Genomic DNA, 11,127 nt, shown 5'->3' on the forward strand with positions numbered 1-11,127 from the left:
CCCCGCGCGAAGGCGGCGGGCACCCGGGGTGCCCGCCGCCTTCGGCATGTCCTGACGCAGTCCTGAGGCCCTCGCCGGGCCGCGTCCGCCGGCTACTTCCGCGGCACCGTGCTGCCGTCGGACAGGTCGACGACCCTGCGGTCGCCCAGCGGCGTGTCGAGCCGGACCGTGCGGGTGAACCGTTCGGCGATCATGATGCAGGCCTTGCCCGGGTCCTTCTGCACCACCGTGACCTTGACCTTCACCGCCGTGCCCGACTCGTCGGCCGAGGCCGTGTAGTCACTGCACACCCCGCCCCAGAAGCGCAGCGTCAACTGCGTGCCCTCGGCGCGGTACGACTCGACCTTCGCCGCCCCGGCGGCCGGCGCCGCCGTTCCGGAGGGCGCGGGGGAGGCCCTCCCGTCCCGTACGTACGCCGGGTCCACGGCGGGCTGGGCCAGCACCGAGGGGCGCGTCACGCCCTCCTGCACCACCTCGAAGAGCCAGGACGGCACCAGCGTCTGCCGCCCGGCCACGAACTGCGCCGACAGGCCGAACTCGGCCTTCCGCACCTCCATCTGCCGGTGCGCGCTCGGCACACAGGGCAGCACCTGCGGCAGCGTCGGGTCGTCGCCGGGCGCGCGGGACGGCTTCGGCACCACGGTGGGGCAGTCGCCGATCCCCAGGTCGCCGCCCGTCCCGGGGCGCTCCAGCAGCTTCAGCGCCTCCTTCGCCGACCTCACCGGATAGGTGTCGCCCCTGGTCAGCGGCGCCATCATGCCGTACCCGGTGACCAGCAGCCCGTCCGAGGCGACCTGCACGGCCGAGCGCCAGCCGTGTGTGGGCAGCCCCGCCACCCGCGGGTCCGCGGTGACCGTGCGCAGCACCCCCGAGACCTCGCTCGCGTCCGTCCGCGCGCCCTTCAGCCCCAGCGCCGCGAAGACCGGCGCCGCCCTGCGCAGCGCCTCCGCCGCCGGCACCGCGAGGCCGTCCTGGCCCGGGGCGCGGCTCTTGCGGGGCTTGCCGCCGTAGTACGAGTACGACCAGGTGCCCGGAGCCTCCTTGTTCACCCGGAGCACCGGCCCGCCCCCGTCCGGCGTACCGCCGGCCTTCCAGACGCCGTGGTCGGACTTCACCGTGCCGGGCACACCGAGGGCCCGCGCCAGCCGCTCCACCGCGGCACGCGACACGCTGCCCGGGCGCTGCACGGCCGCGGACGAAGGGCCGTCGGGCAGATCGCCGCGGACCGTGAGTTCGGCGCCGGTGCCACCGGTGCCACCGGCGCCGCCGTCGATGTCCAGCGGCTCCGGTGAACCGTCCCCGCTGCCGCCCGAGGCGCGCGGGGCACCGCCCTCGGCGTCCGACGAGGCCCAGTAGGCGCCGCCGCCCCCGGCGGCCAGCACGGCGACGGCGACCGCCGACGTCACCCACGGTGACCTGTGCCGGCGGTGCGGTCGCGTCGGCTCGCTCTCCACGATGGCTCCCTCGGCTCCGCTCAGCTGCGCACAGCTGATGACGTCCCGGTCATCCGACCGGGGGACGCCACTTGGACGGGCCGGAGCGCCTCGCGGTTCCGATCAGTCGGCGTAGTCGGCCATGCCCTCGACGACGTGCGACGACGCGGCCGGCACCGTGATCCCGTGCAGACTCGCCGGGCTGACCCGCGCGGACTCCTTCTCCGCGGGGACCTCCCAGTGCGCGGCCATCTTGCGGCAGTCGCCGATCAGCTCGGCGAGCGACTCGGGGTCGTCGAGCGGTGCGGTGGGAAGAGGAGTGGTCATAGACACGACCATAGGCACGTGGGGTCACGGGAGAAAGACCTACTATCAGGTAGTTTCGCCATGTCGGCGCCCACCGGTCCAGCCGGTAGCGTGGACAGGTACCGTCCGCCGCCCGCCTCCGCAGGAGCATCCCAGCCGTGCGTATCGCAGTCACCGGCTCCATCGCCACCGACCACCTGATGACCTTCCCCGGCCGATTCGCCGACCAGCTCGTCGCCGATCAGCTGCACACGGTCTCCCTCTCCTTCCTGGTCGACACGCTCGACGTACGCCGCGGTGGCGTCGGTGCGAACATCTGTTTCGGGATGGGCCAGCTGGGTGTCCGGCCCGTGCTCGTCGGGGCCGCCGGCTCCGACTTCGACGAGTACCGCGCCTGGCTCGACCGGCACGGCGTCGACACCGCCTCGGTCCGCATCTCCGAGGTGCTGCACACCGCGCGCTTCGTCTGCACCACGGACGCCGACCACAACCAGATCGGCTCCTTCTACACCGGTGCCATGAGCGAGGCCCGCCTCATCGAGCTGCACTCGGTCGCCGCCCGCGTCGGCGGCCTCGACCTGGTGCTCATCGGCGCCGACGACCCCGAGGCGATGCTCCGCCACACCGAGGAGTGCCGTTCCCGCGGCATCCCGTGGGCGGCCGACTTCTCGCAGCAGATCGCCCGCATGAACGGCGACGAGATCCGGATACTGCTGGACGGCGCGGCCTACCTCTTCTCCAACGAGTACGAGAAGGGCCTGATCGAGTCCAAGACCGGCTGGACGGAGGAGGAGATCCTCGGCCGGGTCGGCACCCGCGTCACCACGCTGGGCTCGCGCGGCGTCCGCATCGAGCGGGCCGGCGAGGAGCCGATCGTCGTGGGCTGCCCGGAGGAGGACGCCAAGGTCGACCCCACCGGTGTGGGCGACGCCTTCCGCGCCGGCTTCCTCTCCGGCCTCGCCTGGGGCGTCGGCCCGGAGCGCGCGGCGCAGGTCGGCTGCATGCTGGCGACGCTGGTCATCGAGACCCTCGGCACGCAGGAGTACCAGCTGCGCCGGGCCCACTTCATGGACCGCTTCACCAAGGCCTACGGCGACGACGCCGCCGAGGAGGTCCGCACCCACCTGCACTGACGGTGCGGGTGGGCGACGTCAGGAGACGCGTCGCACCCAGTAGGCGGTACCCCGGGGCGCGGCGTGCGCACCGAGGTACTCCTGCTCGCGCATGTCGCACCACGCCGGGATGTCGAGCCGGGCGGCCTCGTCGTCGGAGAGCACCGACACGACGCCGCCCACCGGCACGTCCCCGATGACCTTCGCCAGCTCGATGACCGGGATCGGACACCGCTTGCCGAGCGAGTCCACGACGAGGTCCGGCTCGCCCTCGCCCTCGTCCTGCGCCCCGGCCGTCCGCCCCGCCCCCGCCGCGGGCCCGGACGCCGGCGCGCCGAGCCGCGCCCGCACCGTACGCACCACCCCCGGCAGCACCTCCAGGAAGCGGTCCACGTCGCCCGCCTCCGTGCCCGCGGGCAGCGAGACCCGCACGTTCCCCTCGGACAGCACGCCCATCGCCTTCAGCACATGGCTGGGCGTCAGCGTGCTGGACGTGCACGACGACCCGGAGGAGACGGAGAAACCCTCCCGGTCCAGTTCGTGCAGCAGCGCCTCGCCGTCCACGTAGAGGCAGGAGAAGGTCACCACGTTCGGCAGCCGCAGCTCGGGGTGGCCCACCACCTCGACGTCCGGGACGAGTTCGGGCACCGCGGTACGGATGCGGTCGACCAGGGCGGACAGCCGCGCCGCCTCCGCGGTGGCCTCGGCGCGCACGGCCCGCAGGGAGGCCGCGGCGGCGACGATCGCGGGGAGGTCCTCGAAGCCGGGCGCGCGCCCCGACTCCCTTTCGTCCGTGGGTCCCTGGGCGGCGAAGCGGGTGCCCTTGCGGACCGCCAGCAGGCCCACCCCGGACGGCCCGCCCCATTTGTGGGCGCTCGCCGTCAGCAGCGACCAGCCGCCCGCCACGGCCCCCCAGCCCAGTGACTGGGCGGCGTCGACGAGCAGCGGCACCCCCGCCGCCCGGCACAGCTCGGCGGCCTCGTCGACCGGCTGCACCGTGCCGACCTCGTGGTTGGCGGACTGCAGGCAGGCCAGCGCGGTGTCCTCGCGGAGCGCGGCGCCGAAGGCGCCGGCGTCGACCAGGCCGGTGCGGTCGGTCCCCACCTCCGTGACGTCGGCGTCCTCCACCGCGTGCAGCACGGAGGAGTGTTCGACGGCCGAGACGACCACGTGCCGGCCGACCCGGCGTCGGCCGGCGAGTGCCCCGGCCACCCCCGCGTGTACGGCACGCGTACCCGAAGGAGTGAAAACGAGTTCGTCCGGACGGCAGCCGACGGCGTCGGCCGCGGCCTCCCGGGCGGCGTCGAGCAGCAGCCGGGCGCGGCGCCCCTCGCGGTAGAGCCGGGAGGGGTCGGCCCATCCCTCGTCGAGCGCGGCGAGAAGGGCCTGCCGGGCGACGGGATGCAGTGGTGCGGCGGACGCGGCGTCGAAGTAGGGCACGTGCTGCACGCTACGCCCCGGCGTCCCGCCGGGCGTCTGGGGACCAGTCAAAAGCCCCCGAAACGGGGCCCTCCGCAGGTGCGGAGCGGTGCCCGACACCCCTTCGGGGGCCGCCCCGGCGCGTTGGCCCCCCTCCCCGCGCGCCCCAAAATCGAGTCCAGTAGGGTTTGGTCCGCATAAACATCCACACCACTGCCCGCGCCAGGGCGACCGACCAGCACAGGCCGGGCATCCGGACGCGTGGGCGAGACTCTCGGGAAGGCGCTACGTGAGTCCCTACGGCTCCGACCGCTCGTCGCGGCGCCCGATGCGGCGGATTCTGCCGCAGGCGCTGGCCGCGGGCCTGGTCCTTGCGACCGCCACAGGTTGCACATACGAGGACTTCCCCCGCCTCGGCATGCCCAGCCCCGTCACGGAGCAGGCACCCCGGATCCTGTCGCTCTGGCAGGGTTCCTGGGCCGCCGCGCTGGCGGTCGGCGTGCTCGTCTGGGGACTGATCCTCTGGAGCATCATCTTCCACCGGCGCAGCCGCACCAAGGTGGAGATCCCGCCGCAGGTCCGCTACAACATGCCGATCGAGGCGCTCTTCACCACGGTCCCGCTGGTCATCATCTCGGTGCTCTTCTACTTCACCGCCCGGGACGAGTCCAAGCTCCTGGAGACCTCGGCGCGCCCCGACCACGTGGTCAACGTGGTCGGCTTCCAGTGGAGCTGGGCCTTCAACTACGTCGAGGACGTGGACGGCAACCCGTCGACGCCCAAGGCCGGCACGGTGCCCGCGGAGCTCTCCTCGATCTCCGCGAAGAAGCTGAACGCGCCCGCGGGCGCCGACGGCGTCTACGACTTCGGGACGCCCGCCTCCAGGAACCAGGACACCGGCAACCCGGGCCCGACCCTGTGGCTCCCCAAGGGCGAGTCGGTCCGGTTCGTCCTCACCTCGCGTGACGTCATCCACTCCTTCTGGGTGGTCCCCTTCCTGATGAAGATGGACGTCATCCCCGGCCACACCAACGTCTTCCAGGTGACCCCCACCAAGGAGGGCACCTTCGTGGGCAAGTGCGCCGAGCTGTGCGGCGTGGACCACTCCCGGATGCTCTTCAACGTCAAGGTCGTCTCCCCGGAGGCCTACAAGCAGCACCTCCAGGACCTGGCGAAGAAGGGCCAGACCGGTTACGTCCCGGCAGGCATTGCCACCACCGGCAACGCCAAGAACGCGGAGACCAAGACCCAGTGAGCATTCTCAACGAACCCCACGGTGCGGCCGCCGCGCACGACGCGTACGCGGACGAGATGCCGGTCCGCACGAAGCAGCCCGGCAACGCCATCGTCAAGTGGCTGACCACCACGGACCACAAGACGATCGGCACGCTCTACCTGGCGACGTCGTTCTTCTTCTTCCTCATCGGTGGCGTGATGGCGCTCGTCATGCGCGCCGAACTCGCCCGCCCGGGCACCCAGGTGGTGTCCAACGAGCAGTTCAACCAGCTCTTCACGATGCACGGCACCGTGATGCTGCTGATGTTCGCGACCCCGCTCTTCGCCGGGTTCGCGAACTGGATCATGCCGCTGCAGATCGGCGCCCCCGACGTCGCGTTCCCGCGGCTGAACATGTTCGCCTACTGGCTCTACCTGTTCGGCTCGCTGATCGCCGTCGCCGGCTTCCTCACGCCGAACGGCGCGGCCGACTTCGGCTGGTTCGCCTACTCCCCGCTGACGGACGCCGTCCGCTCGCCGGGCATCGGCAGCGACCTGTGGATCATGGGTCTGGCGTTCTCCGGCTTCGGTACGATCCTCGGTTCGGTCAACTTCATCACCACGATCATCTGCATGCGCGCCCCCGGCATGACGATGTTCCGCATGCCGATCTTCACCTGGAACGTGCTGCTCACCGGTGTGCTGGTGCTCTTCGCCTTCCCGGTGCTGGCCGCCGCGCTGCTGGCCCTGGAGGCCGACCGCAAGTTCGGGGCGCATGTGTTCGACGCCGCCAACGGCGGCGCATTGCTCTGGCAACACCTCTTCTGGTTCTTCGGGCACCCAGAGGTGTACATCATCGCCTTGCCGTTCTTCGGCATCATCTCCGAGGTCATCCCGGTCTTCTCCCGGAAGCCGATGTTCGGCTACGTCAGCCTCATCGCGGCGACGATCTCCATCGCCGGCCTCTCGGCGACGGTGTGGGCCCACCACATGTACGTCACCGGTGGTGTGCTGCTGCCGTTCTTCTCCTTCATGACCTTCCTGATCGCGGTACCGACCGGTGTGAAGTTCTTCAACTGGATCGGCACCATGTGGAAGGGCTCACTGAGTTTCGAGACACCGATGCTCTGGGCGATCGGCTTCCTGATCACCTTCACCTTCGGTGGTCTGACCGGCGTCATCCTGGCCTCGCCGCCGCTGGACTTCCACGTCTCCGACTCGTACTTCGTGGTGGCGCACTTCCACTACGTCGTCTTCGGAACGGTCGTCTTCGCGATGTTCTCCGGCTTCCACTTCTGGTGGCCGAAGTTCACCGGCAAGATGCTCGACGAGCGTCTGGGCAAGATCACCTTCTGGACGCTGTTCATCGGCTTCCACGGCACCTTCCTCGTCCAGCACTGGCTGGGTGCCGAGGGCATGCCCCGCCGGTACGCGGACTACCTGAACGCCGACGGCTTCACCACGCTGAACACCATCTCGACCATCAGCTCCTTCCTGCTGGGCCTGTCGATGCTGCCGTTCGTCTACAACGTGTGGAAGACGGCGAAGTACGGCAAGCCGGTCGAGGTCGACGACCCGTGGGGTTACGGCCGCTCGCTGGAATGGGCGACCTCCTGCCCGCCGCCGCGGCACAACTTCCTCACGCTGCCGCGCATCCGGTCCGAATCCCCGGCCTTCGACCTCCACCACCCGGAGATGGCCGCTCTGGACCAGCTGGAGAACGTCGGCGCGGCTCCGGCCGTCTCCGGCGGCGACGAGAAGGAGAGCGGCAAGTGAAGTTCCAGGGCAAGCTGTTCCTGTGGCTGTCCGTCTTCTTCCTGGGCATGGCCGTCGTCTACGGCCTGTGGTCCAAGGAGCCGGTCGGCACCACGGCGCTCTTCCTGTCCTTCGGCCTCGCCGTGATGGTCGGTTTCTACCTGGCCTTCACCGCCCGGCGCGCCGACACCGGTGCGCAGGACCGCGAGGACGCGGACGTCGCGGACGACTCCGGCGAACTGGGCTTCTTCAGCCCGCACAGCTGGCAGCCGCTGCTGCTGGCCTTCGGTGGTGCCATGGCCTTCCTGGGCATCATCTTCGGCTGGTGGCTGATCTACTTCGCGTCGCCGTTCATCCTCGTCGGCCTGTGGGGCTGGGTCTTCGAGTACTACCGGGGTGAGAACCGCACCCAGTGAGCGCCCGGCGCCCACGTACCGCACGGCGATGGCCCGGATCCCCGGCAGGGGGTCCGGGCCATCGCCCGTTCGTACGCGCTCGACGGGCGGCGGAGATCATCTCTGCTTAGCGTGGTGACCATGGGTCACCTTTCTCCGCGCCGCATGGCGACCGCGATCGCTGCAGTGACACTCTCCGCGCCGCTGGCCTCCTGTTCGGGCGGCGGCGATCCTCTTGCCAACGCCCCCTACGACGCCGCCGGCCAGGTCGTGTGGACCGGGGGAGTCGCCGGGTCGAAGAAGGCCGACCCCAAGAAGCCGCTGGAAATCACCGTCAAGGGTGAAGGCAACCGCATCACCGACGTGACGGCCTCCGACGGTTCGGGACGCTACGTGAGCGGCAAGCTGTCCGCCGACGGCAAGCGCTGGCGCAGCACCTCGAAGCTGTCCGCCGCCGCGCACTACGTCGTCAAGGTGACCACCGAGGACGGGAAGGGCCGCCAGGGCCGCAAGACGCTCTCCGTCGACACCACGGGCACCAAGCGCCACCTGAAGGTCACCTTCGGCCCGGAGAGCGGCACCTACGGCGTCGGCCAGCCCATCACCGCCGAGCTCAGCGCCGCCGTGAAGGACACCCTCGGCCGGAGCGTGGTCGAGCGCAACCTCCACGTCAACGCCTCACCCGCGGCCGACGAGGGCGCCTGGTACTGGGTCGACGACAAGACCCTGCACTACCGTCCCAAGACCTACTGGCCCGCACACGCCCGTATCGACGTCCGCAGCACCCTGGACAAGGTGCACATCAAGGGCTCGCTCTACGGAGGCGACGTCAAGCCGCTGACGGTGCGCACCGGCGACCGCGTCGAGGCCGTCACCGACGCGGCCACGCACACCATGACCTTCAAGCGCAACGGCAAGCTCGTCCGCACCATCCCGGTGACCACCGGCAAGCCCGGCTTCTCGACCCGCAACGGCATCAAGGTGGTGCTGGGGCAGGAGGCCAACGTACGGATGCGCAGCGAGACCGTCGGCATCGCCTCGGGCAGTTCCGACTCCTACGACCTGCCCGTCCAGTGGGCCACCCGTGTGACGTGGAGCGGGGAGTACGTGCACGCGGCGCCCTGGTCGGTGGGCTCGCAGGGGATCGCCAACGTCAGCCACGGCTGCGTCGGTATGAGCACCGCCAACGCCCACTGGTTCTACGACAACGTGCGGGTCGGCGACGTCGTCTCGGTCGTCCACAGCCTCGGCGAGGACATGCCCGCCTTCGGCAACGGCTTCGGCGACTGGAACCTGTCCTGGAGCGAGTGGCGCAAGGGCAGTGCGACGGGATCGCGCAAGGGCGCCGACCCGGCCGTTGCCGACCGTACCGACGCCCCTGGGGCCCGTCTGCAGCCCGAGATGTGACGCTAGGCGCCGACGGCCAGCCGTTGCCTCAGCAGCCCCGCCAGGGCCTCGTTGAGCGCGACCGGGTCGACGGGGTGGCTCACCGCCGCGTCGGCCCGGCTCCAACTGGCCAGCCAGGCGTCCTGGGGGCGCCCGATGAGCACCAGCACCGGCGGGCAGCGGAAGATCTCGTCCTTCACCTGGCGGCACACTCCCATGCCGCCGGCCGGGACGGCCTCGCCGTCGAACACGCACGCGTCGATGCCGCCGCTCTCCAGCGCGCTGAGGACCGCCGGGAGGGTCGCGCACTCCAGGTACTCGACCGGCGGCAGATCGCTCGCAGGGCGGCGGCCGACGGCCAGACGGACCTGTTCCCGGGTGTTCCTGTTGTCGCTGTAGACCAGCACCGTCGCGGTCGTCTGCATCCGTGCCTCCTCGCCTTCGTGGAGTCGCCTGCCTGTGGCCGAACCTTACTCCCGAGCACGGTGCTTCGAGGAGGGTTAGCTCCTTCGGGCGACGCCTTTCCCTACCTCAAGGGCCTTGACACACCGAATGGCACCCCCCGGAGTGAGCGCGAGATAAGGGACCGACATAATGTCGGTCGTGGCGACAGCAACAGCAGTAGAAACCGGGCACGCGCACCCGTCGGTCAACCGGCCGAACCTCACCAGCGTCGGAACCATCATCTGGCTGAGTTCCGAGCTGATGTTCTTCGCGGCCCTCTTCGCGATGTACTTCACCCTTCGCTCGGTCACGGGTGCCGAGTACTGGAAGGCGCACGCCGACGTCCTGGACATCCCGTTCTCGGCGACGAACACCACGATCCTCGTGCTCTCCTCCTTCACCTGCCAGATGGGTGTGTTCGCCGCCGAGCGCGGCGATGTGAAGAAGCTGCGCTCGTGGTTCATCGTGACCTTCGTCATGGGCGCGATCTTCATCGGCGGTCAGATCTTCGAGTACACCAACCTGGTCAAGGAGGACGGCCTCTCGCTCTCCTCCGACCCGTACGGTTCGGTGTTCTACCTGACCACCGGCTTCCACGGTCTGCACGTGACAGGTGGTCTCATCGCCTTCCTGCTGGTCCTGGGACGGACCTACGCGGCACGGCGGTTCACCCACGAGCAGGCCACCGCGGCCATCGTCGTGTCCTACTACTGGCACTTCGTCGATGTCGTCTGGATCGGCCTCTTCGCCACGATCTACCTGATCAAGTAGTCGGACCCGCGCGCGAGTCGCGCTGACGGTCACGACATCCAGACCCATCGACGCAAGAGATCCTGACACCGGGGTAATCCGTGAAAAAGCTCTCCGCACGACGGCGCCACCCGCTGGCGGCGCTTGTCGTCCTACTTGTCGCGCTCACGGCCATCGGGGGGCTGTACGCCGCGCTCGCGCCGGCGCCCAAGGCTCAGGCGGACGACAGCTCCCAGTCCCTCGCCATCGAAGAGGGCAAGAAGCTGTACACCGTCGGCTGCTCCAGCTGCCACGGTACGTCGGGGCAGGGCGGCAGTGACGGCCCCAGCCTCGTCGGCGTCGGCTCCGCGGCCGTGGACTTCCAGGTCGGCACCGGCCGCATGCCCGCGCAGCAGCCCGGCGCGCAGGTGCCGCGCAAGAAGGTCATCTACACGCAGAAGCAGATCGACCAGCTCGCGGCGTACATCGCCTCGCTGGGCCCCGGCCCGGTCACGCCCACCGAGGAGCAGTACGACCCGGCCGGCGCCAACGCCGCGCGCGGCGGGGAGCTGTTCCGCACCAACTGCGCCCAGTGCCACAACTACCAGGGCAAGGGCGGCGCGCTGACGAACGGCAAGTACGCGCCCACGCTCGAGGGCGTGAGCAACAAGCACCTGTACGAGGCCATGCTGACCGGCCCGCAGAACATGCCGTCCTTCCCCGACGCGACGATGCCGGAGGAGAACAAGCGGGAGATCATCGCGTACCTCGACGCCGTCAACGGCGAGGGCGCGCCGAGCCCCGGCGGCATGTCGCTGGGCAGCCTCGGCCCGGTCACCGAGGGTCTCTTCGGCTGGATCTTCGGCCTCGGGGCCCTGATCGCCTGCGCCATTTGGCTCGCGGCCCACACCACCAAGGCGAAGAAGTCATGAG

At 70.3% G+C, this 11,127-nt stretch carries 11 protein-coding genes; 7 read left to right on the forward strand and 4 right to left on the reverse strand.

Translation table 11 applies throughout. The features are described 5' to 3' along the window. Positions 1-92: 92 nt before the first annotated feature. Both CHF15_RS02140 and CHF15_RS02145 read right to left on the reverse strand, forming a co-directional pair. Complete coding sequence (locus CHF15_RS02140; protein WP_179279620.1) at positions 93-1,454, reverse strand: hypothetical protein; 1,362 nt, start codon at positions 1,452-1,454, stop codon at positions 93-95. Positions 1,455-1,556: 102 nt separating this feature from the next. Further along, the gene (locus tag CHF15_RS02145) at positions 1,557-1,760 is read right to left on the reverse strand and encodes a hypothetical protein (RefSeq protein WP_089221844.1); all 204 of its coding nucleotides are present in this window, start codon (positions 1,758-1,760) and stop codon (positions 1,557-1,559) included. A gap of 137 nt (positions 1,761-1,897) precedes the next feature. Between CHF15_RS02145 and CHF15_RS02150 the strand changes: the two genes are divergently transcribed. Continuing rightward, complete coding sequence (locus CHF15_RS02150; RefSeq protein WP_089221845.1) at positions 1,898-2,872, forward strand: carbohydrate kinase family protein; 975 nt, start codon at positions 1,898-1,900, stop codon at positions 2,870-2,872. An 18-nt stretch (positions 2,873-2,890) separates the two neighbouring features. Here the strand turns inward: CHF15_RS02150 and CHF15_RS02155 are convergent, their stop codons facing one another. Then, complete coding sequence (locus CHF15_RS02155; RefSeq protein ID WP_089222174.1) at positions 2,891-4,291, reverse strand: cysteine desulfurase/sulfurtransferase TusA family protein; 1,401 nt, start codon at positions 4,289-4,291, stop codon at positions 2,891-2,893. A gap of 268 nt (positions 4,292-4,559) precedes the next feature. On the opposite strand from CHF15_RS02155, the gene ctaC reads away from it, so the two are divergent. The 4 genes from ctaC (at position 4,560) to CHF15_RS02175 (ending at position 9,042) form a co-directional block, all read left to right on the forward strand. Then, positions 4,560-5,525 carry an aa3-type cytochrome oxidase subunit II gene (ctaC, locus tag CHF15_RS02160; RefSeq protein ID WP_089221846.1) on the forward strand — a complete coding sequence of 322 codons (966 nt, stop codon included), beginning with the start codon at positions 4,560-4,562 and terminating at the stop codon, positions 5,523-5,525. Next, entirely contained in the window at positions 5,522-7,261 is a 1,740-nt protein-coding gene (gene ctaD / locus CHF15_RS02165; protein WP_089221847.1) for an aa3-type cytochrome oxidase subunit I, read from the forward strand. The genes ctaC and ctaD overlap by 4 nt, the downstream gene beginning before the upstream one ends. Further along, the gene (locus CHF15_RS02170; protein ID WP_018557033.1) at positions 7,258-7,656 is read left to right on the forward strand and encodes a cytochrome c oxidase subunit 4; all 399 of its coding nucleotides are present in this window, start codon (positions 7,258-7,260) and stop codon (positions 7,654-7,656) included. Before ctaD ends, CHF15_RS02170 begins: the two co-directional genes overlap by 4 nt. A 120-nt stretch (positions 7,657-7,776) precedes the next feature. Then, positions 7,777-9,042: a L,D-transpeptidase gene (locus CHF15_RS02175; protein WP_245938624.1), complete on the forward strand. Its 1,266-nt coding sequence runs from the start codon at positions 7,777-7,779 to the stop codon at positions 9,040-9,042. A 2-nt stretch (positions 9,043-9,044) separates the two neighbouring features. Here the strand turns inward: CHF15_RS02175 and CHF15_RS02180 are convergent, their stop codons facing one another. Continuing rightward, entirely contained in the window at positions 9,045-9,446 is a 402-nt protein-coding gene (locus CHF15_RS02180) for a hypothetical protein (protein ID WP_089221849.1), read from the reverse strand. 169 nt (positions 9,447-9,615) lie between these two features. On the opposite strand from CHF15_RS02180, the gene ctaE reads away from it, so the two are divergent. Both ctaE and qcrC read left to right on the forward strand, forming a co-directional pair. Then, complete coding sequence (ctaE, locus tag CHF15_RS02185) at positions 9,616-10,236, forward strand: aa3-type cytochrome oxidase subunit III (RefSeq protein ID WP_026250616.1); 621 nt, start codon at positions 9,616-9,618, stop codon at positions 10,234-10,236. Positions 10,237-10,316: 80 nt separating this feature from the next. Further along, on the forward strand, positions 10,317-11,126 hold the full coding sequence (gene qcrC / locus CHF15_RS02190) for a cytochrome bc1 complex diheme cytochrome c subunit (protein WP_089221850.1): 810 nt from the start codon (positions 10,317-10,319) through the stop codon (positions 11,124-11,126). Position 11,127 lies beyond the last annotated feature (1 nt).

Origin of the sequence: Actinacidiphila glaucinigra (assembly GCF_900188405.1) — a bacterium.
In the GTDB taxonomy this organism is placed as follows: domain Bacteria; phylum Actinomycetota; class Actinomycetes; order Streptomycetales; family Streptomycetaceae; genus Actinacidiphila; species Actinacidiphila glaucinigra.